24 protein-coding genes are annotated in these 25,538 nt (G+C 69.8%); 10 read left to right on the top strand and 14 right to left on the bottom strand.

Annotation, left to right across the window (positions count from 1 at the left end; genetic code table 11):
• Window positions 1-91: 91 nt before the first annotated feature.
• On the bottom strand, window positions 92-2,395 hold the full coding sequence (locus tag OHB41_RS29480) for a transglycosylase domain-containing protein (protein ID WP_266701133.1): 2,304 nt from the start codon (window positions 2,393-2,395) through the stop codon (window positions 92-94).
• Between the two features lie 315 nt (window positions 2,396-2,710).
• Here OHB41_RS29480 and OHB41_RS29475 point away from each other — a divergent pair, with 315 nt between their 5' ends.
• The 5 genes from OHB41_RS29475 (at window position 2,711) to OHB41_RS29455 (ending at window position 7,856) form a co-directional block, all read left to right on the top strand.
• Entirely contained in the window at window positions 2,711-3,682 is a 972-nt protein-coding gene (locus OHB41_RS29475; RefSeq protein WP_266701132.1) for an SPFH domain-containing protein, read from the top strand.
• Window positions 3,679-3,930 (top strand): type II toxin-antitoxin system antitoxin, encoded by a 252-nt coding sequence (locus OHB41_RS29470; RefSeq protein ID WP_266701131.1) that lies wholly within the window; start codon window positions 3,679-3,681, stop codon window positions 3,928-3,930. Before OHB41_RS29475 ends, OHB41_RS29470 begins: the two co-directional genes overlap by 4 nt.
• A 379-nt stretch (window positions 3,931-4,309) precedes the next feature.
• Window positions 4,310-4,837: a PadR family transcriptional regulator gene (locus tag OHB41_RS29465; protein ID WP_266701130.1), complete on the top strand. Its 528-nt coding sequence runs from the start codon at window positions 4,310-4,312 to the stop codon at window positions 4,835-4,837.
• Window positions 4,834-5,523 carry an ABC transporter ATP-binding protein gene (locus OHB41_RS29460; protein WP_266701129.1) on the top strand — a complete coding sequence of 230 codons (690 nt, stop codon included), beginning with the start codon at window positions 4,834-4,836 and terminating at the stop codon, window positions 5,521-5,523. The genes OHB41_RS29465 and OHB41_RS29460 overlap by 4 nt, the downstream gene beginning before the upstream one ends.
• On the top strand, window positions 5,520-7,856 hold the full coding sequence (locus OHB41_RS29455; protein WP_266701128.1) for an ABC transporter permease: 2,337 nt from the start codon (window positions 5,520-5,522) through the stop codon (window positions 7,854-7,856). Before OHB41_RS29460 ends, OHB41_RS29455 begins: the two co-directional genes overlap by 4 nt.
• Window positions 7,857-7,904: 48 nt before the next feature.
• On the opposite strand, the gene OHB41_RS29450 is transcribed toward OHB41_RS29455, so the two are convergent.
• Window positions 7,905-8,900, bottom strand: a complete 996-nt coding sequence (locus OHB41_RS29450; RefSeq protein WP_266701127.1) for a LysR substrate-binding domain-containing protein — start codon at window positions 8,898-8,900, stop codon at window positions 7,905-7,907.
• Window positions 8,901-9,059: 159 nt separating this feature from the next.
• Here OHB41_RS29450 and OHB41_RS29445 point away from each other — a divergent pair, with 159 nt between their 5' ends.
• Window positions 9,060-9,614, top strand: coding sequence for a peroxiredoxin (locus tag OHB41_RS29445; protein WP_266701126.1), 555 nt, complete (start codon window positions 9,060-9,062; stop codon window positions 9,612-9,614).
• 6 nt (window positions 9,615-9,620) lie between these two features.
• Entirely contained in the window at window positions 9,621-10,154 is a 534-nt protein-coding gene (locus OHB41_RS29440) for an alkyl hydroperoxide reductase (RefSeq protein ID WP_266701125.1), read from the top strand.
• Window positions 10,155-10,451: 297 nt separating this feature from the next.
• Here the strand turns inward: OHB41_RS29440 and OHB41_RS29435 are convergent, their stop codons facing one another.
• From OHB41_RS29435 to OHB41_RS29420, 4 genes are all read right to left on the bottom strand, one after another.
• Window positions 10,452-11,909 (bottom strand): AI-2E family transporter, encoded by a 1,458-nt coding sequence (locus tag OHB41_RS29435; RefSeq protein ID WP_266701124.1) that lies wholly within the window; start codon window positions 11,907-11,909, stop codon window positions 10,452-10,454.
• Window positions 11,910-12,045: 136 nt separating this feature from the next.
• The gene (locus OHB41_RS29430) at window positions 12,046-12,762 is read right to left on the bottom strand and encodes an aggregation-promoting factor C-terminal-like domain-containing protein (protein ID WP_266701123.1); all 717 of its coding nucleotides are present in this window, start codon (window positions 12,760-12,762) and stop codon (window positions 12,046-12,048) included.
• A gap of 428 nt (window positions 12,763-13,190) precedes the next feature.
• Window positions 13,191-14,516 carry an RNA 5'-3' helicase PhoH2 gene (phoH2, locus tag OHB41_RS29425; protein WP_168530006.1) on the bottom strand — a complete coding sequence of 442 codons (1,326 nt, stop codon included), beginning with the start codon at window positions 14,514-14,516 and terminating at the stop codon, window positions 13,191-13,193.
• Between the two features lie 312 nt (window positions 14,517-14,828).
• Window positions 14,829-15,602, bottom strand: coding sequence for an isoprenyl transferase (locus OHB41_RS29420; protein WP_266701122.1), 774 nt, complete (start codon window positions 15,600-15,602; stop codon window positions 14,829-14,831).
• 187 nt (window positions 15,603-15,789) lie between these two features.
• Here OHB41_RS29420 and mgrA point away from each other — a divergent pair, with 187 nt between their 5' ends.
• Together mgrA and OHB41_RS29410 are read left to right on the top strand one after the other, a co-directional pair.
• Window positions 15,790-16,827, top strand: a complete 1,038-nt coding sequence (mgrA, locus tag OHB41_RS29415) for an L-glyceraldehyde 3-phosphate reductase (protein WP_266701121.1) — start codon at window positions 15,790-15,792, stop codon at window positions 16,825-16,827.
• Window positions 16,828-17,254: 427 nt separating this feature from the next.
• Window positions 17,255-17,590, top strand: coding sequence for a DUF192 domain-containing protein (locus tag OHB41_RS29410; protein ID WP_266701120.1), 336 nt, complete (start codon window positions 17,255-17,257; stop codon window positions 17,588-17,590).
• 335 nt (window positions 17,591-17,925) lie between these two features.
• Here the strand turns inward: OHB41_RS29410 and OHB41_RS29405 are convergent, their stop codons facing one another.
• Entirely contained in the window at window positions 17,926-18,696 is a 771-nt protein-coding gene (locus OHB41_RS29405) for a class I SAM-dependent methyltransferase (protein ID WP_266701119.1), read from the bottom strand.
• Between the two features lie 86 nt (window positions 18,697-18,782).
• On the opposite strand from OHB41_RS29405, the gene OHB41_RS29400 reads away from it, so the two are divergent.
• Window positions 18,783-19,295 (top strand): DinB family protein, encoded by a 513-nt coding sequence (locus tag OHB41_RS29400; RefSeq protein WP_266701118.1) that lies wholly within the window; start codon window positions 18,783-18,785, stop codon window positions 19,293-19,295.
• Window positions 19,296-19,358: 63 nt separating this feature from the next.
• On the opposite strand, the gene OHB41_RS29395 is transcribed toward OHB41_RS29400, so the two are convergent.
• From OHB41_RS29395 to OHB41_RS29365, 7 genes are all read right to left on the bottom strand, one after another.
• Entirely contained in the window at window positions 19,359-19,862 is a 504-nt protein-coding gene (locus tag OHB41_RS29395) for a GNAT family N-acetyltransferase (RefSeq protein ID WP_266701117.1), read from the bottom strand.
• Between the two features lie 78 nt (window positions 19,863-19,940).
• The gene (locus OHB41_RS29390) at window positions 19,941-20,813 is read right to left on the bottom strand and encodes an LLM class flavin-dependent oxidoreductase (RefSeq protein ID WP_266701116.1); all 873 of its coding nucleotides are present in this window, start codon (window positions 20,811-20,813) and stop codon (window positions 19,941-19,943) included.
• On the bottom strand, window positions 20,810-21,340 hold the full coding sequence (locus OHB41_RS29385; RefSeq protein ID WP_266701115.1) for a hypothetical protein: 531 nt from the start codon (window positions 21,338-21,340) through the stop codon (window positions 20,810-20,812). The genes OHB41_RS29390 and OHB41_RS29385 overlap by 4 nt, the downstream gene beginning before the upstream one ends.
• Entirely contained in the window at window positions 21,337-23,643 is a 2,307-nt protein-coding gene (locus OHB41_RS29380) for a hypothetical protein (protein ID WP_266701114.1), read from the bottom strand. Before OHB41_RS29380 ends, OHB41_RS29385 begins: the two co-directional genes overlap by 4 nt.
• 10 nt (window positions 23,644-23,653) lie before the next feature.
• Complete coding sequence (locus OHB41_RS29375) at window positions 23,654-24,127, bottom strand: hypothetical protein (protein ID WP_266701113.1); 474 nt, start codon at window positions 24,125-24,127, stop codon at window positions 23,654-23,656.
• Window positions 24,128-24,292: 165 nt separating this feature from the next.
• A complete protein-coding gene (locus OHB41_RS29370; RefSeq protein ID WP_266701112.1) occupies window positions 24,293-24,868 on the bottom strand; it encodes a dihydrofolate reductase family protein in 576 nt (191 codons plus the stop codon).
• 12 nt (window positions 24,869-24,880) lie between these two features.
• Window positions 24,881-25,537: an OmpA family protein gene (locus OHB41_RS29365; RefSeq protein ID WP_266701111.1), complete on the bottom strand. Its 657-nt coding sequence runs from the start codon at window positions 25,535-25,537 to the stop codon at window positions 24,881-24,883.
• Window position 25,538 lies beyond the last annotated feature (1 nt).

The raw sequence follows: 25,538 nt of genomic DNA, 5'->3' as shown, positions 1-25,538 counted from the left end.
TCGCGGTCCCGTACGAGTCCCGTACGAGAGGGAAGGGCGCCCGGTGGTTCACCGGGCGCCCTTCTCGTGAGCCGTGAGCCTGTCGGCTCGCCTATTGCCGCTGCTGGTCGTCCGGGTTGAACGGGTCCGTCGAGTTCTCGCCGGTCGGGGTTCCGCTCGGAGAGACCGGGGCCGTCGTCGTCGGGGCGGTCGGGGGCTCGGACGTCCTGGTCGGCGGGCTGCTGGTGGTCGGCGGCCGGGTCGTCGGTTTCTCGGTGGTCGGCGTCTCCGACGGCGTCTCGCTCGGCGTCTGGCTCGGCGTGTCGCTCGGGGTCGGTTCCATCGCCGCGCCCTGGGTGGTGTTCAGGTCGAAGGCGGTGACCCTGCCCATCGCGTTGAAGGTGTACGCGGCCCAGATCTGCGCGGGGAAGCCACCGCCGTTGACACGACCGCCGCCCGCCGCGCCCTTCAGCGACACCTGGGTGCCCTGCTTGACCGTCTTGCCGCTCGAGTCCTTGCGGTCCTTGGGGACCTCGCCGAAGAGGCCGACCGAGGTGACCAGGTTGGGCGTGTAGCCGGTGAACCAGGCGGACTTGTTGTTGTCGGACGTACCCGTCTTGCCCGCGACCTGCTGACCGTCGCGGTCGGACGCCTGCGCCACCGACACCTGGGCCGTACCGTCGTTGACCACGCCGGTGAGCACCGAGGTCACCGTGTCGGCCGCCTCGGAGCTGATGACCTGGCCGCCCACCGGGTTCGGGAACCTGACCGGACGGTCCTTGTGCTCGGCCGAGGCGACGACGGCCGGGGTGACCTTGCGTCCGTGGTTGTCGAGGGTCGCGTAGGCCCCCGCCATCTCCAGCGGACTCGCGCCCATGGAGCCGAGCGTCTGCGCGGGCACCGGCTGCAGCTTCTCCGTGTGCATCCCGAGGTCGCCCGCGACCTTGAGGACCTTGTCCATGCCGACGTCGACGCCCATCTGCGCGAAGACGGAGTTGATGGACTTGTTCATCGCCGTCTGGACGGTGACGGGCCCGTAGCTCTGGTTGTCCTCGTTGGGCGGCGCGAATCCGATGGTGCTGCCCTTGACGGCACGGCCGCTCGTACCGTCGTACATCGTGTTCGCCGTGATGTCCTGACCGTCCTGCGTCTTGGCCTGCTCCTCCAGGGCCGCGGCGAAGATGAGCGGCTTGAAGGTGGACGCCGGCTGGTAGTCCGGGCGGGTCGCGTTGTTGACGTAGTGCTTGAAGTAGTCCTCGCCGCCGTACATCGCGACGACCTTGCCCGTCTTGGGGTCGACGGACGCGGCGCCGGCCTCGACGTCACCGTCGACCCGCCGCTTCTTCCCGTCCAGCTTGCTGCTCAGCTTCGTCTTGACGGCGACTTCCAGCTGCGTCTGCTTCTTCTTGTCGATGTTGAGCGTGATCGTCCAGCCGCCCGCGTCGACGATCGCCTTGGCGTCCTCGTAGTTCGCGGCGGAGCCCTGGGCGACGAGCCGGTTGGCCAGCGCGCTGTTCGCCGCGTCCACGAGATAGCCGGTCTGTCCCTGCATACCGGGGACGCCCTTGGGGTCCTGCGGCACCGGGAACTTCATGGCCTGACGCTTGGCCGCGTCCAGCCACCCCTCCTCGACCATGTTGTCGAGGGTGTAGTTCCAGCGCGCCGTGACCAGCCGCTTGCCGGTGTCGGTGGCGGCACCCCAGTCGTACTGGCTCGGGGCCTGCAGCAGCGAGGCGAGGTAGGCGCCCTGCTCGACCGTGAGGTCGCTCGCGTCCCTGCCGTAGTACGCCTGCGCCGCTGCCTGGATGCCGTACGAGTTGCGGCCGTAGTAGCTGGTGTTGATGTAGCCCGCGAGGACGTCGTCCTTGGTCTGCTGACGGTCCACCTTCAGCGCGATGACCAGTTCCTTCAGCTTGCGCGTGACGGTCTGGTCCTGGGTCAGGTAGTAGTTCTTGACGTACTGCTGGGTGATCGTCGAGCCACCCTGCTTGCCCTTGCCGGACAGGGTGTTCAGCAGACCGCGGGCCGTGCCGCGCAGGTCGACGCCGGAGTCCTTGTAGAAGGACTTGTTCTCCGCGGCGACGAAGGTCAGCTGGACAGGCTTGGGCACCTTGTCCAGACCCACGATCTCGCGGTTGACCTTGCCGGTACGGGCCAGGGTCGAACCGTCGCTGTACTTGTAGACGTTGCTCTGCTGCTGCGCCGCCGCGTTGCCCTGGGGTATGGACACGACCATGTAGAGCACGAGGAAGGCGCCCATGCCCAGCAGGCAGAAGCCCAGGAACGTGCCGAGGATCGTCTTCCAGTTCAGGAACCTGCGTATGCCGCTGCGGCGGGGCTTGGTCCCGGAGGAGCCCCCGGCCGCGGCGCGACGGCCACCGCGCTGCCGCGCTCGTCTCTCGTCCGCTCGTCCCATGGCTCCGTCCGCTCCGCTTCGGTCTCGGGTCGCGCTCTCTTGTACGCGTGTCCTGCCGGGTTCACTCACGCGTCCCGCGCCGCGTTCGTTCTGATGCCGCACACAGGTTCGTCGCTGAGGTCAGCTCAGCAAACTAACACCACGTGCTGGGACAAAGTCCCGCCGATCGGCACTTCCACGGACGTGACAATCAGCACGCAATGCGCATCAGCCCCACCAGAACCGACGTACGAGAGGAGTGGAAGGTTGCCGTGCGGGGTAAAGTGTTATCACTTAGCTATTCAAACGCTAAGGCATACGAGACGGGGGCCCACCATGTCCACGCACGACTCCACGAACGATTCCGGCCGCGGCTCCACCGCCGGCCCCGCAGCCGTCGCCGACGTGCCGCCGATACCGGCCCCACGGGTGCGGGAGTTCGCCGCGCACAGCATCGGCGGCGGACTCGCGCTGTTGCTCGGGCTGGTCGGACTGCTGCTCGGGGCCGCGATGATCGTGGGCGCCACGGCGGTCACCGCGGCCGGGGGCAAAGCGGCGCTGATCGTCGCCGGCATCCTGGTCGGCCTCGCCGCGTTCGTCGCGATGTGCGGGCTGAACACGGTGGCGCCGGGCGAGGCACGGGTCGTCCAGCTCTTCGGGCGGTACCGGGGGACGATCCGTCAGGACGGCCTGCGGTGGGTGAACCCCTTCACCTCCCGGGTGAAGATCTCGACCCGGGTACGCAACCACGAGACCGCGGTCCTCAAGGTCAACGACGCCTACGGCAACCCGATCGAGCTCGCCGCGGTCGTGGTCTGGCGGGTCGAGGACACCGCGCAGGCCAGCTTCGAGGTCGACGACTTCCTGGAGTTCGTCGCCACCCAGACCGAGGCGGCCGTCCGGCACATCGCGATCGAGTACCCCTACGACGCCCACGACGAGGAGGGGCTCTCCCTGCGCGGCAACGCGGAGGAGATCACCGAGAAGCTCGCCGTCGAACTGCGCGCGCGGGTGGACGCGGCCGGCGTCTCCATCATCGAGTCGCGCTTCACGCATCTCGCGTACGCTCCCGAGATCGCCTCCGCGATGCTCCAGCGACAGCAGGCGGGGGCGGTCGTGGCGGCACGGCGGCAGATCGTCGACGGTGCGGTCGGGATGGTCGAGGCGGCGCTCGCCCGGATCACCGAGCGGGACATCGTCGAGCTGGACTCGGAGCGGAAGGCGGCGATGGTGTCGAACCTGATGGTGGTGCTGTGCGGTGACCGGGCTCCGCAGCCGGTCCTGAACGCGGGGTCCCTCTACCAGTGACGGAGCAATCCGGGGCGGCGGGGGCGCAGCGGCGGCCGCCGCAGCAGCGCAAGCAGGTGCTGTTGCGGCTGGATCCGCTCGTGTACGAAGCGCTGGCCCGCTGGGCGGGTGACGAGTTGCGTTCCGCCAACGCGCAGATCGAGTTCCTGCTGCGCAGGGCGTTGTCCGAGGCGGGGCGGCTGCCGGGGGGTACGGGGCCGATCCCGCGGCGGGGGCGGCCGCCCGCCCCCGACCAGCCGGACCCGTAGCCACTTCCCGGCCCGCCCGTCGGGGCTTCGCCCCGCGGCCCCGGGAGGTGGGTTCCTCGGGCGCGGGTGGACGGGGGCTGGTCGCGCAGTTCCCGCGCCCCTAAAAGCATTCGGCCGCGCCGCCACTTTCAGTCCGGGCCCGCATCACCAGCCCGCCCGGAACCCTCCGGCGCGGGCCCGCGTCACCAGCCCGTCCGGCGTTTGAGGACGAGGCCGTTCAGGCCGAAGCGGGGGTCTGGGGGCGGCAGCCCCCAGGGACGGGCGGCCCCGGTGACAGAACCGTGACAATGGCCGCTGACCTGGACACCATCGCTCCCTGCCATGACCTATGCGCAGCATGTATACGCACTGTGTATACCCCGTGTGTAGAGTGCTCCGCATGTCCATCGGTCACACCCTCCTGGGACTCCTGGAGTCCGGACCCCGCCACGGTTACGACCTCAAGCGGGCCTTCGACGAGAAGTTCGGTCACGACCGGCCGCTGCACTACGGCCAGGTCTACTCGACGATGTCGCGACTGCTGAAGAACGGCCTCGTGGAGGTCGACGGGATCGAGGCGGGCGGCGGACCCGAACGCAAGCGGTACGCGATCACCGACGCCGGCATCACCGACGTACAGCAGTGGCTGGCCACGCCCGAGAAGCCCGAGCCGTACCTCCAGTCGACCCTCTACACCAAGATCGTCCTCGCCCTCCTCACCGGTCGCGACGCGGCCGACATCCTCGACACCCAGCGCTCGGAACACCTGCGCATGATGCGCATCCTGACCGACCGCAAGCGCCGGGGCGACCTCGCCGACCAGCTGATCTGCGACCACGCACTCTTCCACCTCGAGGCCGACCTGCGGTGGCTGGAACTCACCGCCGCCCGCCTCGACAAACTCCGCGAGGCGGTGACGACCCGATGAACGCTCCCTCCGGCTCCCTGCTGACCGCGTCGGAACTCCGTAAGAGCTACGGCCCCACCACCGCCCTGGACGGCGCCGAGTTCTCCATCCACCCCGGCGAGGTCGTCGCCGTGATGGGCCCCTCCGGCTCCGGCAAGTCCACCCTGCTGCACTGCCTCGCCGGCATCGTGCCGCCCGACTCCGGCTCGATCATGTACGCCGGACGCGAGATGGCCACCATGAACGACGCGCAGCGCAGCGCCCTGCGCCGCAGCGAGTTCGGCTTCGTCTTCCAGTTCGGCCAGCTCGTACCCGAACTGACCTGCGTCGAGAACGTCGCCCTGCCGCTGCGCCTCAACGGCACCGGCCGCAAGGAGGCCGAGCGCACCGCCCTGACCTGGATGGAACGCCTGGAGGTCGACGACCTCGGGGCCAAGCGCCCCGGCGAGGTCTCCGGCGGCCAGGGCCAGCGCGTGGCCGTGGCCCGCTCCCTGGTCACCGGCCCGCGCGTGCTGTTCGCCGACGAACCGACCGGCGCGCTCGACTCGCTCAACGGCGAGCGCGTGATGGAACTGCTCACCGAGGCCGCCCGGTCCACCAACGCCGCCGTCGTCCTCGTCACGCACGAAGCGCGGGTGGCCGCCTACTCGGACCGCGAGATCGTCGTACGCGACGGCAAGTCCCGTGACATGGAGCGCGTCGTATGAACGTGCGCCAGTGGTCCAGGGACCTCGCCATGGGCGCCAGGTTCGCCTTCACCGGTGGGCGTGAGGGCTGGACGCGCGCGGTCCTCACGGCCATCGGGGTCGGGCTCGGCGTGGCCCTGCTGTTGCTCACCACGGCGATACCGAGTGCGCTCCAGGCACGCAGCGACCGCGAGAAGGCCCGTACGGACATCACGTTCACCGATGTGGGCATCCCCAAGGCGTCCGACCGGACCCTGCTCGTCGCGGCCGTCGACGACACCTATCGCGACAAGGACATCCGCGGCCGCGAGGTGCAGCCCGAGGGGTCCCGGGCGCCCTTGCCGCCGGGGGTGAAGAAGAACCCGGCACCGGGCGAGATGGTGGTGTCCCCCGCACTGGCGGACCTGCTGAAGTCCGGCGACGGGAAACTGCTGCGCGAGCGGTTGCCGTACCGCACCATCGGAACCATCGGGGAGTCCGGTCTCGTCGGCGCGAACGAACTCACCTTCTACGCCGGCGCCGACGACCTCGCCCCGAGGATCGACGGTACCCGGGTGACCCGTATCGAGCACTTCGGGCAGCCCCTCGGGCCGCCCGACCGCCTCGACCCGATACTCGTCCTGCTGATCATCGTCGTCTTCGTGGTGCTGCTGCTCCCGGTCGGTGTCTTCATCGCCGCGGCCGTACGCTTCGGCGGCGAGCGGCGCGACCGGCGGCTCGCGGCACTGCGCCTCGTCGGGTCCGACAGCCGGATGACCCGGCGGATCGCCGCGGGCGAGGCCCTCGCGGGCGCCGTCCTCGGGCTCGCCTTCGGCACGGTCTTCTTCCTGCTGGCCCGTCAGCTGGCAGGATCCGTGGAGATCTTCGGCAAGAGCGTGTTCCCGAGCTATCTGAACCCCACGCCCGCGCTGGCCGCCCTGGTCGCTGTCGCGGTGCCCGCGGCCGCGGTGCTCGTCACCCTGCTCGCGCTGCGCGGGGTCGTCATCGAGCCGCTCGGCGTGGTGCGTGCGGCCAAGCCCGCACGGCGCCGGCTGTGGTGGCGGCTGCTGTTGCCGGTCGCCGGACTCGCGATGCTCTACCCGATGATCGGCAAGGGCGACAGCAACGGGAACTTCAACCAGTACCTGGTGATCGGCGGCGTCCTGCTGCTCCTGATCGGCGTCACGGCGTTGCTGCCCTGGATCGTCGAAGCGGTGGTCACCCGGCTCGGCTCCGGCTCGGTGTCCTGGCAACTCGCGATCCGCAGGCTCCAGTTGAGTACCGGTACGGCGGCCCGCATGGTCAACGGCATCGCGGTCGCGGTGGCCGGCGCCATCGCCCTGCAAATGCTGTTCGCCGGGGTCGAGGGCGACTACACCAAGAATTCGACGAACGACGTCCAACGGGCTCAGATGCAGGTCCGTCTGCCGTACGACGTCCCGCTCGACCGGGCCCGCGAGCAGTACGCCCGGACCGCGGGCGTACGGAAGGTCGCCGCGATCGGTTCCGGTTCGCTGGGTGACAAGAAGCGGGATCCGGGCACGACCACGTCCATGACCGTCGGCAACTGCGCGTCGCTGCGCGAGGTGGCCACGCTGCCGACGTGCCGCGACGGCGACGTCTTCCTGATCAAGGGCGCCGACGCCGACCCGGACGCGCTGAAGCTCGGCGAACCCGGCCGGACTCTCTACCTCGACCCCTCCTACGAACAGGGCTTCGTCGGCAGGCAGGTCGCCTGGACCGTGCCACGGGACATCAAGGAAGCCGGGGTCCGCGCGGACGCGACGAACGGTCTGACCGGCGGCATCCTGTTCACTCCGAGCGCCCTGCCCTCGCGGGGCGCGGAGGCGGTCGAGGGCAACGTCTACCTGCAGATCGACCAGTCGGCGCCGGACGTCTACGACCTCGTTCGCAACTCCACGGCGAAGCTCAGCCCGCTGGCCCACGCCTGGACATGGGCGTCGACCGAGCAGGACAACCGCTACACGTCCATCCGCACCGGCCTGTCCGTCGGCGCCACGTGCGTCCTGTTCCTGATCGGCGCGAGCCTGCTGATCTCCCAGCTGGAACAGCTGCGCGAGCGCAAGAAACTGCTCTCCGTCCTGGTCGCCTTCGGCACCCGGCGCCGCACGCTGAGCCTGTCGGTGCTGTGGCAGACCGCGATCCCCATCGCGCTGGGTCTCGTCCTCGCGTCGGTGGTCGGCCTGACCCTGGGCGTGGTCCTGCAGAAGATGACGAGCGTCTCGGTGCACGTGGACTGGTCGAGCCTGCTGTCGATGACCGGCATCGGTGCGGGAGTCGTCCTGCTGGTGACCGCACTCAGCCTGCCACCGCTGCTGCGCCTGATGAGACCGGACGGCCTCCGAACGGAATAGCCGTACGTGACGGTCCCCGCCCGGTCCGGGCGGGGACCGTCACGGCGTTCAGGCGTCCTGGCCCAACACCCTTACCGGCAGCGGTCGCAGCGCCTCGCGCAGGGCCGCGGCCAGTTCCTCGTACTCCGCCCCCCGCGCCGCCCCCGCGCGCATCACCAGCGCGATCCGCCGGGTCGGCGCCGGGTCCGCGAAGTACCCGGTGAGGAGCTGGTCGCTGCGGGTCGTCTCGACCCTGACGGCCGTTCGCGGCAGCAGGGTCACCCCGAGCCCGCCGGCGACGAGCTGGACCAGGGTGGACAGCCCCGCGGCGGTGGTGGTGACGGGGGCGTCCGCGCGCCCCGCCTCCCGGCAGATGTCGAGGGCCTGGTCCCGCAGGCAGTGCCCCTCGTCGAGCAGCAGCAGGTTGAGCTCGCGCAGGGCGTCGCGCGCGATCCCCTGGCGCCCGCCCAACTCGTGGTCCAGCGGCGTCACGAGCACGAAGTCCTCGTCGAAAAGCGGGAGTTCGACGACCCCGGGCATGCCGAGCGGCACGGCGAGGAGCAGCAGATCGAGCCGCCCGACCGCCAGCCCCTCCAGCAGGTTGGCCGTCTGTTCCTCGTGGACCTGGAGGTCGAGGTCCGGGTAGCGGTCGTGGATCAGCCCGAGGACCGTGGGCAGGAGGTAGGGCGCGACGGTCGGGATGACGCCCAGTCGCAGGGCCCCCGTGAAGGGCGCCCGGACGGCCTCGGCCTCTTCCATGAGCGCGCCGACCTCGTCCAGAACGGCCTTGGCGCGTACGGCGAGACGCTCGCCCGCGGGAGAGAGCAGCACCTTGCGGGTCGTACGCTCCAGCAGGGTCACCCCGAGCGTCTCCTCCAGGGCGGAGACCGAGCCCGACAGTGCGGGCTGGCTCATGCCGATCGCGGCGGCGGCGTCCCGGAAGTGCAGGTGTTCGGCCACGGCGGCGAAGGCGCGCAGTTGGGCGAGGGTGGGCTGGCGGCGGCCGTTCCCCTTGGGAACTCCGGTGCCTTTGACGCTCGCTCGGCCGCCGACAGGGCTCACCATGGCGGCCACCTCTCACTCATCGTCACTGATAGTTGCATCCGATCAACGTGACAGAGTGTACCAATTTCACTAATCAATGCAGCTTGTGCCACGATCGGCATCGTCCGACCCAAGGGAATAGTCCTCAAAAGGGGCGTTCCCTCGCTGCAAGGAGAGCGCGTGCTCACTGTTGGTGACAAGTTCCCCCAGTTCGATCTGACCGCCTGCGTCTCGCTGGAGAAGGGTGAGGAGTTCCGGCAGATCGACCACAAGACCTACGAGGGTCAGTGGAAGGTCATCTTCGCGTGGCCCAAGGACTTCACCTTCGTGTGCCCGACCGAGATCGCCGCCTTCGGCAAGCTGAACGACGAGTTCGCCGACCGCGACGCCCAGGTGCTCGGCTTCTCCGGCGACTCCGAGTTCGTGCACCACGCCTGGCGCAAGGACCACGACGACCTGCGGGACCTGCCCTTCCCGATGATGGCCGACTCGAAGCACGAGCTCATGCGGGACCTCGGCATCGAGGGTGAGGACGGCTTCGCCAAGCGTGCCGTGTTCATCGTCGACCAGAACAACGAGATCCAGTTCTCCATGGTGACCGCCGGCTCCGTAGGCCGTAACCCCAAGGAGGTCCTGCGGGTCCTGGACGCCCTCCAGACGGACGAGCTGTGCCCGTGCAACTGGACCAAGGGCGAGAACACCCTCGACCCGGTGGCGCTCCTGGCGGGTGAGTGACCCTCCATGGCCCTCGATGAACTGAAGTCCGCCGTACCGGACTACGCGAAGGACCTGCGCCTCAACCTGGGTTCGGTCATCGGCAACTCCGAACTTCCGCAGCAGCAACTGTGGGGGACGGTGCTGGCGTGCGCGATCGCGTCCCGGTCACCGCGGGTGCTGCGTGAGCTGGAGCCGGAGGCGAAGGCGAACCTGTCGCCGGAGGCGTACACGGCCGCGAAGTCCGCCGCCGCGGTCATGGCGATGAACAACGTCTTCTACCGCACGCGGCATCTGCTGTCGGACCCCGAGTACGGCACCCTGCGGGCCGGGCTGCGGATGAACGTCATCGGCAATCCCGGTGTCGAGAAGGTCGACTTCGAACTGTGGTCGCTGGCCGTCTCCGCGGTCAACGGGTGCGGGCAGTGTCTCGACTCGCACGAGCAGGTGCTCCGCAAGGCGGGCGTCGGCCGGGAGACGATCCAGGAGGCGTTCAAGATCGCTGCGGTGATTCAGGCGGTCGGGACGACGCTGGACGCCGAGGCCGTCCTCGCGCAGTAGCCCCTCCGGGAGGCCCCGTTCACCACGTCGGTGAGCGGGGCCTTCCGCATTTGTCCTTCGCCCCCGCCGCACCATCCGTACTGGGGGCTGCGCCCCCTGGACCCCCTCTTCGGCCTGAACGGCCTCGTCCTCAAGCGCCGGACGGGCTGGGTACTTCAGCCCGTCCGGCGCTTGAGGACGAGCCCTTCGGGCGAAGCAGGAGTCCAGGGGGCGCAGCCCCTTGGCGGGGGTCCGGGGGCGGAGCACCCAGGGATGGGTCGGGCAGGGGCGGCGGGGGCGAGAGAACCCGGGTCGGGGTCAGACCGGTGGGGTCTCCGACGCCGTCGCCCCGCGCGGCTCCGGCGCATGCCGCTGCCCCGGCTCCCGCGCATACGACCGCAGATACCCGACCACCGTGTTGGTGACCGCCACCAGCGGCACCGCCACCACGGCTCCCCCGATCCCCGCGACCAGCCCACCCGCGGCGACGGACAGCACCACCGCCAGCGGATGCACCCGTACCGCCCGCCCGAGAATGAACGGCTGCAGGATGTGGCCCTCGATCTGCTGCACGGCGAGCACCACGAGGAGCGTCATCAGCGCGGTGAACACCCCTTGCGTCACCACCGCGACCACGACCGCCAGCGCCCCGGACACCACCGCGCCGACGAGCGGAATGAACGCGAAGAGGAAGATGAAGACGGCCAGCGGAACGGCCATCGGCACGTCGAGGAAGTAGATTCCGAGGCCGATGAAGATGGCGTCGATCAGGGCCACTATCACCGTGCCGCGCACATAGGCCGTCAGGGTCCGCCACGCTCGCGGCCCCGCTCCCGCCACCCCGGGCCGCGCCGCCGCCGGCACCAGTTTCAGCGTCCACTCCCAGATCCGCTTGCCGTCGTAGAGCAGGAACAGCGTCGAGAACATCGTGAGGAGGATGCCGGTCAGCGCCTCCACGATGACCGTGACTCCTTCGAGTCCCGCCGACGTGATCTGGTCGGTGTTCGCGCCGATCGCGTCCCGCAGGTTCTTGGCGATCTCGTTGATCTGTTTGTCCGTCACATGGAACGGGCTGTTGAGGAGCCACTTGCGCAACTCGTCGATGCCGTCCTGGATCTGGCCCGAGAGGTTGTCGATGTTCTCCTGGACCTGCCAGACCACGAACCAGCCGACCAGCCCCATGATGACGAAGCCGAGGATCGCGGTCAGCGCGGTGGCGAGCCCTCTCGGGAACCCGATCCGCTTCAGGCGCGCCACCGTCGGCTGGAGCAGAGCGGTGATGAGCAGCGCGGCGACGAAGGCGAGGACGACCAGCTGTACGGCGCTGATGACACGCATCAGCACCCACAGGGTGCCCGCGAGGACGAGCAGCCGCCAGCCTGCCTCGGCCGCGACCCGGACGCCCCACGGCACGGCCATCGAGGGATCGGGGCGCGCCGCTCCTTGGTACACCTGGGCGACGGGAGCCGAAGCCTGCATCGGCACCATGTGCTGGGACACGGCAGCGGGCGAGGGCGGGCCGGCGGAGTCCGGTGCGGACGTCGGCGTGCGGTCCGGGTCGTCCCGGTCGGCGCCGACGTCCTGCCTCCCGTACGCGCCGGAGGAGTCCCCGGCGTCCCGTACGGCTCCGGTGACGAAGACGTCGTCGACGTCGACGTCGACGTCGAGCGCGCCCGAGGACTCCTTCTCCACCTCGGCGCGGCGTTCGTCCAACCGCTCCCCGAGCTCGGTCAGTCCGGCACCGAGCCGGCCGAGCCACCCTGGCACTCGCGACATGATCGGTCCTCTTCCCCCGCTCCGGCCCACCACTCCCCCCTGGAGTCGTCGGCTCCGACCGTACATGGCCGAAGCCCCTCACCCTAGGACGGGGAGGGGCTTCGGAAGGTTGAGCGGCCGGAGTGCGGCGCGGGGCTCAGTACCAGTGGTTGGCCTGCCAGAACGACCAGGCCTCGCACGGGCTGCCGTAGCGGCTGTCCATGTAGTTGAGGCCCCACTTGATCTGGGTGGCCGGGTTCGTCTGCCAGTCGGAACCGACGGACGACATCTTGGAGCCGGGCAGGGCCTGGAAGAGACCGTAGGCACCGGAGGAGGCGTTGACCGCCCGGTAGTTCCAGCTGGACTCGTGGTCCACGATGTTGCTGAAGCACTGGAACTGCCCGCTCGGGACCATCGAGGAGGCCATCGCCTGGATCTGCGCGGTGGTGTACGAGGCCTGGACCGAGAAGGTGGAGGCGTCGCGCGTCGCGGAGCGGCTGGCCGCCTTCTTCGCGGCCTCGCGCTCCTTGGCGTCCTTCTCGGCCTTTTCGGCAGCCTTCTGCTTGGCGACCGCGTCCTTGGCCGCCTGCAAGCGGGCGGCCTCCTCCGCGTCCTTCTTGGCGCTCGCGTCCGCGGCGATGGCCTGTGCGTCGGCCTGCTGCGTCAGGGACGCGGTCTGCACCTGGGCCTGCTGGCCCGCAGGTATGTCCGCGAGGAGGGTCGAGTCGCTCGCCGTTGCCTCGGCGTCGTTCGACGGCTGTCCAGTGCTGCCCGAGGCAACACCGGTAACGGCACCGACGGCGGTGACTGCGGTGGCCGAAGCCACTGCGAATCCCCGGACCGAAATCCGGCTCACACGGTTTCCTTCCAGCATCGCCCGCTTAGGTGACCCTCGCGGACGCAATCTTGCCCCTGGCGCTGGCCTCCGCACTGCATGGTCACGGGAGGCACGGGCCCGGTGGGCAACTCCCTCTCGGGGAGCGCCGCATGGTGCGCGGGCGGCATACGACGGCTCTATGGAGTTCTGAGGTTCCTGTTGTTCCGTACCGCTGGGGGTACAGGTGTGTCGTATGCGGGGCCTGACAGGACTGAGACTCTGCCGCAACCGGACGCGTCGAGGCAATTCCCAGTTGCGTGTGAAAGCTCACACCCCGTTTGCCCCAGCGGTTTTTCGGAAACAAGCGCGCACGAAGACGCCGCCCGGCTAGGCTCTTCGCCTTCTGCCGGACGGCGCCAACTACCGTGTATCCGCCACCCTTTGACCAAGTGGGGTCAGGAGGGGGCAGGCGGTGCCAGGTGCGGTCAGATCTGTCCGTCCTCCAGCATTTCGGTCACGAGCGCCGCGATCTGGGAGCGCTCGGAACGGTTCAGCGTCACGTGCGCGAAGAGCGGGTGGCCCTTCAACTTCTCGACGACGGCGACCACTCCGTCGTACCGGCCGACTCGCAGGTTGTCCCGTTGTGCCACGTCATGGGTGAGAACCACCCGTGAATTGGCGCCGATCCGGGACAGAACGGTCAGCAGCACGTTCCGTTCCAGCGACTGTGCCTCGTCCACGATCACGAAGGCGTCGTGCAGCGAGCGGCCGCGGATGTGCGTGAGCGGCAGGACCTCCAGCATGCCGCGCGCGGTGACCTCCTCGATGACCTCCCGCGAGGTGACCGCCGACAGTGTGTCGAACACCGCCTGCGCCCAGGGGCTCATCTTCTCGGACTCGGAACCGGGCAGATAGCCGAGCTCCTGCCCGCCCACCGCGTACAGCGGCCGGAACACCATCACCTTCTGGTGCTGGCGCCGCTCCAGGACGGCCTCCAGACCGGCGCAGAGCGCGAGCGCGGACTTGCCGGTGCCGGCCCGGCCGCCCATCGACAGGATCCCGATGTCCGGATCGAGCAGCAGATCGAGCGCGATGCGCTGCTCGGCGCTGCGGCCCTTGATGCCGAACGCCTCCCGATCGCCGCGCACCAGGCGGACGTTGCCCTCGGACGTGACGCGGCCGAGGGCCTTGCCACGCTCCGACTGGATCGTCAGACCGGTGTGCACCGGAAGGTCGGACGCCTCGGGGACGTAGACGTGTCCCTCCTCGAAGAGGAGGTCCACCTGCTCGCCCGACAGGGTCAGTTCGGACATTCCGGTCCAGCCGGAGGAGCCCGTGATGGCCAGTTCCGCGCGGTACTCCTCGGCGAGGAGACCGACGGACGAGGCCTTGATCCTGAGCGGCAGATCCTTCGATACGACAGTGACGTCGTACCCCTCGGCCTGCAGGTTGCGGGCGACCGCGAGGATGCGGGAGTCGTTGTCCCCCAGGCGGTACCCGCTGGGCAGGACGCTGGGGTCCGAGTGGTTGAGCTCGACACGTACGGTCCCGCCCAGTTCCCCGATCGGGATGGGGGCGTCGAGGCGGCCGAACCGCACCCGGAACTCGTCGAGCAGGCGGAGGGCCTGCCGGGCGAAGTAGCCGAGCTCGGGATGGTGCCTCTTGGCCTCCAGCTCCGTGACCACGACGATCGGCAGCACTACCTCGTGCTCGTCGAAGCGGCTCAGGGCATTGGGATCGGCCAGCAGGACGCTGGTGTCGAGAACATAGGTGCGCCGGTCTGGCATACGGCGCTTTGTGCTGGTCACCACGGAAGGACGTACCCCCTCGGATGAGGTCGGGGAGCGACGAAGGAGATCTGGACCGGTCGACGGCCGCGCTGCGCGGGCCGGGGACCGGCCCTCCACTTCGTCCGTGCTGTGACCGCACGGTCGGGCTGGTGCAAAGGGCCTCCCGGGCGGACGGCCCCGTGCCGTCCGCTGAGATACGACACCCGTGGTTCGGGCGTCGACCTGCATGGCTTATGCCCTCGAACGCGCATGGCCATGCAAGAGCATGTGACCACGCGTTCGTTAACTCCGGATGACCAATGTCCCTCGCGTCGTCCCGGGTGACCCCGTGGATCAGCCGCCGTAGCGGCGGTGCCGCGCCGCGTAGTCACGCAGGGCGCGCAGGAAATCGACCTTGCGGAAGGCGGGCCAGAAGACTTCGCAGAAGTAGTACTCCGAATGGGCGGTCTGCCAGAGCATGAATCCGGACAGACGCTGTTCGCCGCTGGTACGGATCACCAGGTCCGGATCGGGCTGGGCGCTCGTGTACAGGTGCTTGCCGATGAGGTCGATGTCGACGGAGTCGGCCACGTCGGCGAGCGAGGCGCCCTTGTCCGCGGCGTCGAGGAGCATCGAGCGGACCGCGTCGGCGATCTCCTGGCGGCCGCCGTAGCCGATGGCGACGTTGACGAGTATCCCGTCGACGTGCGCGGTGGCCTCCTCGGCCTCCTTGAGGGCCGTCTGCATCGGGGACGGGAGCAGGTCGGGCGTGCCGACGTGGTGCACGCGCCAGCGGCCGTCGGCGGCCAGGGTGCGCACGACGCCCTCGATGATGCCCAGCAGCGGGACGAGCTCGTCCGCGGGGCGGTCGAAGTTGTCGGTCGACAGCAGCCAGAGCGTGACGACCTCGACATCCGTCTCGGAGCACCAGCCGAGGAACTCCTCGATCTTGTCGGCTCCGGCCCGGTGACCCTGGGCGGCGGTGCTTCCGGCCGCCTTCGCCCAGCGCCGGTTGCCGTCCATGATGACCCCGATGTGCTTGGGCACCTGGTCGTGGTCGAGGTGGCCCTCCACCCTGCGTGTATAGAACCTGAGCAGCAGACGGCGCAGGTTGTCCCGCAGGTTCACGTGTTGTCAGCCCCTCCGTGCGGATCGGACCGGCGCGCCCGAGCGGCCTCGCTCGGCACAACCCCTGTCACGATGGCGGTCCCCGGGGGCGAAGCCTACCCCCGGCCATGTCCTGCCGAAGTCCACCCCCGGGCCCCTCGCGGGCCTCCTCCGACGGGTGCCGGCGCCCTGGCATAGGTTCGTACCCATGAACGACCTGCCTCTTCACCGCGCCTCCACGGAGCGGTACGACTCGATGGAATACCGGCGCACGGGACGCAGCGGCCTCAAGCTGCCGGCCGTCTCGCTCGGCCTCTGGCACAACTTCGGCGACGACCGCTCGCTCGACTCGCAGCGCGCGATCCTGCGGCGCGCCTTCGACCTCGGTGTGACGCACTTCGACCTGGCGAACAACTACGGGCCGCCGCCCGGCTCGGCGGAGCTCAACTTCGGAAAGCTCCTGAAGCAGGACTTCGCGCCGTACCGGGACGAGCTGGTGCTCTCCACCAAGGCGGGATACCTGATGCACCCCGGCCCGTACGGCGAGTGGGGCTCCCGCAAGTACCTGCTGTCCTCCCTGGACGCCTCGCTGCAGCGGATGGGCGTCGACTACGTGGACATCTTCTACTCGCACCGCTTCGATCCGGACACCCCGCTCGAGGAGACGATGGGCGCGCTCGCGTCCGCCGTCCAGCAGGGCAAGGCGCTGTACGTCGGCGTGTCCTCCTACAGCAGCGAGCAGACCGCGGAGGCCGCCCGGATCCTCACCTCAATGGGGGTACGGCCGCTGATCCACCAGCCCTCGTACTCGATGATCAACCGCTGGACCGAGGACGACGACCTGCTCGACACGCTGGAGGCGGCCGGCATGGGCTGCATCTCCTTCGTGCCGCTCGCGCAGGGCCTGCTGACGGGCAAGTACCTCCAGGGCATCCCGGAGGGCTCGCGGGCCACGCAGGGCAAGTCGCTGGACCCGCAGCTGCTGAGCGACGAGGTGCTGCGCCGGCTGAAGGGGCTGAACGCCATCGCGGCCCGCCGCGGCCAGTCCCTCGCCCAGCTCGCGCTCACCTGGGTGCTGCGCGACGAGCGGATGACCTCCGCCCTCATCGGCGCGTCCAGCGTGGCGCAGTTGGAGGAGAACGTGGCGGCGCTGGCCGGTCCGAAGCTCACGGACGAGGAGCTGAAGGAGATCGACACCTTCGCGGTGTCGACGCCGGGGACGAACATCTGGGCCGGACGGCACTGAGTCACCGGGCCCGTGCCCCCGAGGTCAGGGGGGCGCACGGGGGCGCAGACACCGGCCCGGCGGGCCGCCGTGTCGGGGCACGAAAAACGGGCCGGTCCGTGGGGGGGAGACGGACCGGCCCGAGGGGGGGTTTCCACCATAACCCTTCGTAAGTGATGCTGCGTGCATCGGCGTGCCACAACTACTCTCCGAAACCGTCCGACGACGCCGGGGTGAGCGCGGAATCCCTCATTCAGGGCGTGATCTTGGCCGGATCACAACGGATTCAAAGGGAATCACGCGGTATTCGGAGGAATCCACAGGGAATCAGGGCGATCCATGGGGTCCACGTCCCCTGGCTCCCCACGCGCCCTCCCGCCCCTGCGTACTCCGGGAGAGTGACGCGCGTCCACGTCGCCCGCTTGACGGCGGCGCTAACTTCGCAGCCATGGTCATGTTCACCACCGAACGGACGCCCGAACCCGTGCCGCTGGAACTCGCCGAGTCGGCGCGGGCCCGGCGCCGCGGCCTGCTCGGGCGGGACGGGGTCGAGGGGGCGTTGCTGCTCGGTCCGGCGAGCGCGGTGCACACCCTGGGCATGCGGTTCACGATCGACGTCGCGTACCTGGACCGGAGACTTCGGGTCCTGGCGGTGCGGACGATGCGGCCGGGCCGGCTGGGGCTCCCCCGCCCGCGCTCCCGGTACGTCCTGGAGGCGGAGGCCGGGGCGATGGAGCGGTGGGGCGTGCGGCGGGGAGCCCAGGTCACCCTGCACGGCCGGTGACCCCGCGTCAGGGGGCGGACGCGGCACCGCGCAGCCCCCTCCACCGCGCGGTGCCGCACACGCGCGGCTTTGCTCACGCGAATTACCTTGGTCTGAACTTACGTGAGGCGATCAACCAGGGCGAGCCGCCCTCGATAACGATGTGAAAACCCCGCGAGCCGGCCGGCATCCGGAGGAACATCTCGCACATGACGGCCCGCATCAGGGTGTTTTCGGTCATTCGGTTCCGGCATGTGTCGATCATCCCGTTCGCCCTCGGAGCGGGGAGCGCCGGGGTCTCGCCGAGCCGCAACTCCGGGCGGCCGCGACGGCGACGGCGACGGCGACCCTGATTCCTACGGCCGCGGCTTCCGCGCCTCGATCAAGAAGCGGGTGCTGTGGGCGACGAACGGCCCCTCCGCCTCGATCCGCTCGTGCAGGGAGCGGAGTTGGGGCCGGTACCGCTCGACGGTGAAGCCGGGGACCATCCAGATCACCTTGCGCAGGAAGTGGACGACGGCTCCGATGTCGAGGAACTCGACGCGCAGCCGCTCCGCACGCAGGCCGACGACGTCGAGCCCGGCGGCCTCCGCGGCGGCTCGGGCCCGGTCGGGGTGCCGGCCGTCCCTGACCGCCTCCGGCTGCGGCCCCAGGAAGTGCTCGACCAGTTCGAAGACGCTCGCGGGACCGACCTGCTGGGAGAAGTACGTGCCGCCGGGGCTCAGGACACGGGCGATCTCGGCCCAGTGGGTGCTGACGGGATGCCGGCTGGTGACCAGGTCGAAGGCTCCGTCGGCGAAGGGCAGCGGCGCGTCCTCGGGGGCGGCTACGACCACGGCGCCGCGCGGCCGGAGCAGGGCGGTGGCCCTGGCCACGTTCGGGGGCCAGCCCTCGGTGGCGACCATGACCGGGGGCATCCTCGGCGCGGAGGCGAGGACTTCGCCGCCGCCGGTCTGGATGTCCAGCGCGGCAGCGGCCCGCGCCAGCCGCTCCCCCATCGCCCGCGCGTACCCCCATGAGGGCCGCTGCTCGGTGGCGCGGCCCTCGAACCAGGAGAAGTCCCACCCCTCGACGGACGCGGACGCGGCCTCGGCGACGAGGGCCTCGAAGGTACGCGGAACGGTCATGACGGCGATCCTCCCAACGGCAGCCAGGGGAAGCGAGGCGTTTTCCGCCGCCCGGCCGTGTCGGTGGCCGCTGCTACGTTCCGGGCATGACGACGAAGACCGGGACCGGGCAAGTGCCGTACACGGGCGGCGAGAAGGAGAGTCTGCACGCGAGTCTCGACCGGCATCGGGACGCCGTGCTCTGGAAGCTCGAGGGGCTCGACGACGAGCGGCTCAGGCGGGTGATGACGCCGTCGGGCACCAACCTGCTGGGCCTGGTGAAGCACCTCGCGTCCGTCGAGTACGGCTGGTTCTGCTCGACCTTCGGGCGGCCGACCGAGCCGCTCTGGTTCGACCCGGCCTCCGAGGAGGACATGAGCGCGGGCCAGGGCGAGACGACGGCACAGATCGTGGAGTTCTACGGCCGCGCCCGCGCCGCCGCGGACCGCACGATCGCCGAACTGTCGCTCGACGACGTGGGCACGTCGTGGCACGGCACGACGGTCTCCCTGCGCTGGGTCCTCATCCGCATGGTCGAGGAGACGGCCCGGCACGCGGGGCACATGGACATCGTGCGGGAGCTGATCGACGGGAGCACGGGGGGCCACCGGCCGGACTGAGACGGACACCGGCCGGACTGAGACGGACACGGGCTCTCCCGCGCCGGCGGCCAGGGACGTCGGTCAGAGGCGCTCGCGCGACGCGTCCCCCGCAGCCGACCGGGGGTTCCCGGGGAGGACGAGCAGGGCGTGTTCGTCCTCGCCGTGGCGCACCGTCCCGGTGTGCTGGAAGCCGTGCTTCTCCAACAGGCGGACCGACGCGGTGTTCTCGGTGAAGGGATCGGCGTACAGGGGCCGGTTCTTCTCGATGCCGAGGAACAGGCCGAGGGCTCTGCCGCCGATGCCACGGCCCCAGTACGGGCGGCCCAGCCAGTAGCCGATGAACCGCCGGTCGTCCTCCCACCAGGCGACGATGCTGCCCGCCACCTCCTCGTCCACGACGACCGCCTGCACCAGGCAGGTCGCGTCGCCGAGGATCCGCTCCCTCCAGTGCCGCATGAAGGCGTCCCGCGGCCGCGGCGTGAACCTCGAACGCCGCAGGGCCTCGGGCTCGTGCTCGTACGCGAGGAAGGCCTCCAGATCGGCCTCCACGACGTCCCGCAACCGCACGCTGACCTCTGTTGTCATACACGCGAGTCTGGCACCCGGCACTGACAACGGGCCCGCCGTCGGACGGGCCTGCCGCCCGGTGGACGCGCGCCCGGCCTACGGAACGAGCGCCCGCACCTCCTCGGCCGCGAACCGCACGAACCCCTCGGGATCCGGTTCGTCGCCCGTGGGCTGGAGGATCACCGCGTCGGCCCCGGCCTCCGCGAGCCGCCCCACGGCCTCGGCGACGGCGCCCGCCCCTCCCGCGACACCGAGGTCCGGGACCGAGCCGAGGCCCTCCGAGTCGAACTCGGCCTTGAGCCGGGCCTCGGCGTCGGGTCCGGTGGCGGTCAGGAGATACACGACGACCCGGTGCGGGTCGCTGCGGCCGGCGGACGCGCGTCCCTCGTCGATGAGCCGGCGTGCGCGCCGTACACCGGCCGGTGTGGTCGACGCGGTGAGGACGGTGCCGTCGGCGGCCTCCCCGGCGAGCCGGAGCGTACGCGGTCCGGTGGCGCCGGCGAGCACGGGCACGGGGGCGGCCGGGGGCCAGTCGAGGGCGACGTCGTCCAGGGTCACGTACCGCCCGCGCGTGGTGAGGCGCTCGCCCCGGAGCAGTGCGCGCAGCGCGTCGAGGTGCTCGCGCAGCAGGGTCAGCGGCGACTCGGGCCGCGCTCCGACCTGCCCCATCCACTCCTGCACGCCGTGCCCGACACCGAGCACCGCCCGGCCCGGGAACATCCGGTCCAGGGCGGCGGCCTCCATGGCGACGAGCGCCACGTTGCGCAGGGGTACGGGGAGCAGGCCGACCCCGACGCGCAGGCGCTCGGTCCAGGCCAGCGTGGCGGCTGCCGCCGAGATCCCGCCCTCCCGGAAACAGTCCTCCCACAACCACAGCTCCTCCAGCCCCACGTCGTCCGCGAGCCGGGCGACGCCACGGAGGCGTTCCGGGGGCAACTGGGGGCGGAGGACTGCGCCGAGAGAGGTCACGGGGTCTCCTTGCAGGGCCGCTGCTTCTTCAACGCGGACGTGTACTCCAGGATCAGTTCCTTCATGGCCGACTCGTCACGGTGTCCCGGCTTGAGGACCTTGACGGCGACGGAGATGTCCTTGTCCGCGGCGCCTCCTCCACGGCACTCGACCACCGACACGGCGGCCCAGTCCGCGTACGCGACGCTGTTCCGTTCCGCGGACATCGGCTGCTTGACACCGAGTTGGTTCACCGCGATGTCACGTGCCGAAGCCCCCGCCTCCCGGCTCTCCCGCTCCAGGGAGAGCACCAGGTCGCCGTCGACCGTCGCCTTGCACGTCGTGATCGCGTCGGCCACCGGGGTGGCCTCGTCGAGGGCCAGGTGCTTGCCCGCCGGCAACAGCCGGGAGAGAGCCTGCGTCGGGGCGGGGACGCCGCACAGACTCTTCGGGAGCGTGTACTCCCGTTTCTGCTCCTCGGAGCAGCCGGCCACCGCGATCGTCATCGCGGCCACCGACAGACAGACTCCGCGCCATCTGTGCGTCAATTCGCGTCACTCTCCGAATTCCATTGCGCCCCGTCCGAGTGGCTGATGCCCGCGGCCGTACGAGCCGCGCGCTTGAGCGCGTCCGCGGTGTCCGGGTTGATGTCCTGATGGTTGACGAGCGCGCGAGAGACCGCGTCCTCGGCCGAGCGGATGGACTGCGAGCGCCCGTTGGAGTACTCGCCCCCCGCTTCTCGCTCCGCGTCCGTCGTCGTGTCCTGCTCGATGCTCTTCATGATGGATTCCTGGATGTCCTCGGAAGCCCACCCCAGCGGAGCTCCGAGAACCGGCACGCGCTCAGCGGCCTTGTCCATACCCATGCCGAGGATGCGGTCCACCCACTTCTGCTTCTCCGCCGCCGCCTCGTTGAAGTCGGTGTCGGAGGCCGTGTGGTACGCGTAGACGGCGTCCGCGCGGGAGTCACTCATGATGCCCGCGATGGCCGCACCGGGCGCCACCGCGTCACGCAACTGACCGTCCATGGAAGTGGCCGAGCCACCACCCCCATTGATCACGTGATCCACCGCGTCCGCCGTGTAGGCCTGCTGGGCCGTGGTGATGGCCGCATAGGCGTCGGGGTCCTGCCCCACCTCGCCCAGGAAGCGCTGCGCGTGGCCCGGATCGAGACCCGCCTCGGCTCCGAAGGTGGGGAACAGCGTGCTGGAACCGCCCTCCTCGTACATGGCCCGCTGGAAGTCGCCCATGTACTCCGCGGTGATGTCCCCCAGGCTGCCACGCAGGGCGTAGAGAGGTCCTGAGTCCCCGTCGACGTCGCCGTTCTCGTTGTGCCGGATCAGTTCCGGGTTCGTTCCGAACTTGTCGACGATGTCGTTGACAAGCTGGGCCCGCTCGGGCGTGTGACGGATCGCGTCCGCCGTGTCGTCGCTGTCGTACGGGCGCCCCGTCGTCGCCGATTCAAGGGCGTGGCCGAGGGCCTCGGGGCCGTAGCCCAGCGCCTTCTTCGTCTTGTCCTCGTCGGCGAGAATGTTGGTGTCGTTCGTGTCGACGGTCCACTCGAAGTCCTTGTCGGTGAACAGGTCGAGATAGGTGTCGAACCCGACCTTGCCGTCCTTCTTGACCGTGCCGTCCTCGTTGTACGCGGTGGGCGTGTCGGTGAAGAACTTCTCCGAGGCCTCCGGGCTGTGGCCGAGCGCCTCCAGGACGCTGTTGAGCGGGTCGTTGCCGGTGCCGAGCCTGCCGGAGGGGTTGAAGCCGTAGATGTCCTCGCTGCCCATGGGCTTGTTGTTCAGGAAGCGGTACGGGTCTTCCTTGTGGAGCTGGGTGATGTGCTCCGCGATCGGGTTGATGAAGCGGGCGTCGTAGTTCCCGTAGCGGAGGAGCCCGCCGAGCACCTGGTACCCGTACGGCTTGTTCCACTGGCCCTTTTCCCAGCCGATCTCCTGGGTGCCGAGGCGGCGGAAGTCGGCGCCCCAACTGCCCGGCAGATGGTGCGCGGTGTCCGGGTCGGTGGCGTTGGCCAGCGCGAAGCCCATGTTCTTCTGGAGGTCGCGTACGCCGTCCAGCCGGACCTTGGACGCATCCCCGCCGGTCCCGTCGATGGACATCTCGGCGTAGAACTGAAGCGTCTTCTCCGGCCCGCCGAGACCCTCGTAGAACTCGGTGGCGAACTCGCCGTCCTTCTCACGCCCGTTGTAGCGGATCAGCCGGTTGAGCTCGGCCAGTTCCTGGTCGGTCATCTTGTCGCCCTTGTGGGCGAGTTCCAGCGCGCGTTCGACCTGGGCGTCGTTCAGGGACTCGTACGCGCTGTGCCCGGCGTTGTGCGGATCGCCGCCGTGGCTCTTGCGCAGGGCGCGGGCCACCGAGGCGTCGATCTCCGAGGCGTGGGCGAGGAGCCCGTTGATACGGCCCTCCAACTCCTGCCTGGCGTCGAGCTGTTCCTGCGTCCGTTCGTCCGTGTCGCCCCGGATGTGCGGGAAGAAGCAGCGGACCTTGCCGTCGCCGATGTCCTCCACGCGGATGCCGAGAGCGGGGGCGTCCGTCTGGACCGCGGTCCTGATCTGCTTCTGGAGGGCCGCGAGTTCCGTGTGGGCGTCGTCGAGGACCTGGTAGATGCTGTTCGCCTCGGTGTGGAGGTCGGCTATCTCCTTGGTCGTCTTGGCCACGAACTCCCGTGTCACCGTGGCGTTCACCCCGGCCCAGCGGGCGGCGTCGGACTTGGCCTGCATGCCCTTGCGGGCGTTCTCCGCCTGGGTCTTGAGACCGTCGACGGTGTTCTTCCAGTCGGTGACGGCGGAGTCGAGCCTGCCCAGGTCGACCTCGACGAGGTCCGTGAACGTGAGTGCCATCCGGGCGCCCCTACTTGAAGTACTTGTCGAGTTCGGACACCGACTCCGCCGAGCCGTCCCGGCCCTGGAGCACGGCCGCGATCTCGGCGTCCTGCTCCGCGTGCAGCTTCTTGCTGAAGTCGAGGTGGTTGGAGATGTGCGCGCACGCCTGGAGCACCGACTTGGCCTGGGAGGTCCACACCGAGACCGTCTGCTCCAGGGCACCACCCATCTCGAAGCCGTGGGATTTCAGAGCCGCGGCTGACTGCATGGTCGAGCCCGCGCCCGCCTTGTCGGCGCCGGCACCCGCGATGTCCGTCTTCTTGTGGAGCTCTCCGTAGAGGATGAACGCCTCGTGGCCCACGGCGCCCAGGTCGTCCTGGTTGACCACCAGATCGGCGCCGCCACCGCCGCCCGGGTCGGCGGGCAGTTGGTTCAGCCGCATGTGCGTCGTGCTCCGCCGGGCCGCGTCGGCCTTCAGCTTCTCCCACTCGTCCCAGGCCATACGACCCGTACCCTCCCGCGTTCCCTACGGTCCCCGTGATCCCCGTGATCCCTGCGCTGCGGCAGCCGGTCACGGCCCATGAGCGGCCGTCCCCTTTACCGCATCCTTACCGTAGCAATGGTGCCGTGAGCGTCGATCACTCGAACGACACCTCACATCAATGCTTCACACTTGCCGCGCCGGCACTCGCTCGTACCGCAGGAGTACGACCCCGTTGCCGAAGGTGCGGGTCTCGGTGAGCCGCAGCGCGGTCAGGGCGTCCGCCTGCGGGAACAGGCGTTTCCCGCCGCCGATCAGCACCGGATGGACGTAGATCCGGAACTCGTCGACCAGGTCGTGCCGCAGGAACGAGGCGGCGAGGTCGGCGCCGCCCAGGCCCAGGTCCCCGCCCGGCTGCTCCTTGAGCGCCCGGACCTCCTCCGGTACGACGTCCCGTACCACGGTGGTGTTCCAGTCGGCCCGCTCCAGCGTCCGTGAGTACACGATCTTCGGGATGTCCCGCCAGATCCCGGCGAACTCGGCCTCGGTGGGGGTGCCGGCGGGGTCCTGGTCGGCGGTCGGCCAGTACGCGGCCATCAGCTCGTGCGTCACCCGGCCGTCCAGCAGGGCGCCGAAGCGGCTGATCTCCTCGTTGAAGTGCCGGTGCAGTTCCTCGTCGACCCGGTGCCAGTCGATCTCGCGGTGCGGTCCCTCGATGTACCCGTCGAGGGACACCGACATCATCAGCACGATCTTTCTCATGACAGCACGCTCTCAGCTCTGGGTCCCCGACGAGGTACCGCTCGACGCGCCGCGTGGGAAGGTCACCTCGACGCGACGGTTCTTGCGGCGGCCCTGCTCCGAGGTGTTGTCCGCGATCGGATAGTCCTCGCTGTAGCCACGCACCTCGAAGGTGACGTCCGTCGAACCGAGCGCCGCCGCCAGCTCGTCGTGGACGATCTCCGCGCGCTTCTTCGAGAGGGTCAGGCCGTGGGCGTACGAGCCGAGGTTGTCGGTGAAGCCGAAGACCCTGACCGTCGTCGCCTTCTGGGCCTTGATCTCGTCCGCGATCGCGTCGATGCGGGCGCGGGCGTCCGGGTTCAGTTTCGAACTGTCCTTGGGGAAGAGGACTTCGGCCTGCAGCGCGAACGTCACGTCCGAGTTGGTGTCCTCCCGCCGCTCCTCCCCGCCGAGGTCCTCCACCACCGACTTGATGTCCAGCACCTTGGCGGGGGCGAGGGTGGCGCCGTCGGCGAGTTTTAGGCCGGGGCTGTTCGCGTCCACGTCGGGGGGCGGTGATGTCGTGAGGCTGCCCGGCGGTGCGCTCGGATCGCCGTCGTCCGCGGACGCGTGGGGGCCGGTGAGGGTCAGCGTGGACAGGACGGCGAGGGCCGTCAACATGGTCGCCGCAGCGCGGGAGGTGAGGGCCATG

Origin of the sequence: Streptomyces sp. NBC_01571 (genome assembly GCF_026339875.1) — a bacterium.
GTDB lineage: Bacteria > Actinomycetota > Actinomycetes > Streptomycetales > Streptomycetaceae > Streptomyces.
The sequence above is the reverse complement of the archived record's forward strand: the minus strand, read 5'-3'. Positions and strand labels throughout refer to the sequence as shown.

Excerpts from the sequence above, each read along its gene's own strand:
- OHB41_RS29455 (WP_266701128.1), top strand. The coding sequence starts at position 5,520 with ATGAACGTGCGCCAGTGGTCCAGGGACCTCGCCATGGGCGCCAGGTTC.
- OHB41_RS29435 (WP_266701124.1), bottom strand. The coding sequence starts at position 11,909 with ATGTCGCGAGTGCCAGGGTGGCTCGGCCGGCTCGGTGCCGGACTGACC.
- OHB41_RS29365 (WP_266701111.1), bottom strand. The coding sequence starts at position 25,537 with ATGGCCCTCACCTCCCGCGCTGCGGCGACCATGTTGACGGCCCTCGCC.
- OHB41_RS29465 (WP_266701130.1), top strand. The coding sequence starts at position 4,310 with ATGTCCATCGGTCACACCCTCCTGGGACTCCTGGAGTCCGGACCCCGC.
- mgrA (WP_266701121.1), top strand. The coding sequence starts at position 15,790 with ATGAACGACCTGCCTCTTCACCGCGCCTCCACGGAGCGGTACGACTCG.
- OHB41_RS29405 (WP_266701119.1), bottom strand. The coding sequence starts at position 18,696 with ATGACCGTTCCGCGTACCTTCGAGGCCCTCGTCGCCGAGGCCGCGTCC.
- OHB41_RS29395 (WP_266701117.1), bottom strand. The coding sequence starts at position 19,862 with ATGACAACAGAGGTCAGCGTGCGGTTGCGGGACGTCGTGGAGGCCGAT.
- OHB41_RS29370 (WP_266701112.1), bottom strand. The coding sequence starts at position 24,868 with ATGAGAAAGATCGTGCTGATGATGTCGGTGTCCCTCGACGGGTACATC.
- OHB41_RS29375 (WP_266701113.1), bottom strand. The coding sequence starts at position 24,127 with ATGGCCTGGGACGAGTGGGAGAAGCTGAAGGCCGACGCGGCCCGGCGG.
- OHB41_RS29480 (WP_266701133.1), bottom strand. The coding sequence starts at position 2,395 with ATGGGACGAGCGGACGAGAGACGAGCGCGGCAGCGCGGTGGCCGTCGC.
- OHB41_RS29460 (WP_266701129.1), top strand. The coding sequence starts at position 4,834 with ATGAACGCTCCCTCCGGCTCCCTGCTGACCGCGTCGGAACTCCGTAAG.
- OHB41_RS29380 (WP_266701114.1), bottom strand. The coding sequence starts at position 23,643 with ATGGCACTCACGTTCACGGACCTCGTCGAGGTCGACCTGGGCAGGCTC.
- OHB41_RS29440 (WP_266701125.1), top strand. The coding sequence starts at position 9,621 with ATGGCCCTCGATGAACTGAAGTCCGCCGTACCGGACTACGCGAAGGAC.
- OHB41_RS29450 (WP_266701127.1), bottom strand. The coding sequence starts at position 8,900 with ATGGTGAGCCCTGTCGGCGGCCGAGCGAGCGTCAAAGGCACCGGAGTT.
- OHB41_RS29475 (WP_266701132.1), top strand. The coding sequence starts at position 2,711 with ATGTCCACGCACGACTCCACGAACGATTCCGGCCGCGGCTCCACCGCC.
- OHB41_RS29410 (WP_266701120.1), top strand. The coding sequence starts at position 17,255 with ATGGTCATGTTCACCACCGAACGGACGCCCGAACCCGTGCCGCTGGAA.
- OHB41_RS29400 (WP_266701118.1), top strand. The coding sequence starts at position 18,783 with ATGACGACGAAGACCGGGACCGGGCAAGTGCCGTACACGGGCGGCGAG.
- OHB41_RS29430 (WP_266701123.1), bottom strand. The coding sequence starts at position 12,762 with ATGCTGGAAGGAAACCGTGTGAGCCGGATTTCGGTCCGGGGATTCGCA.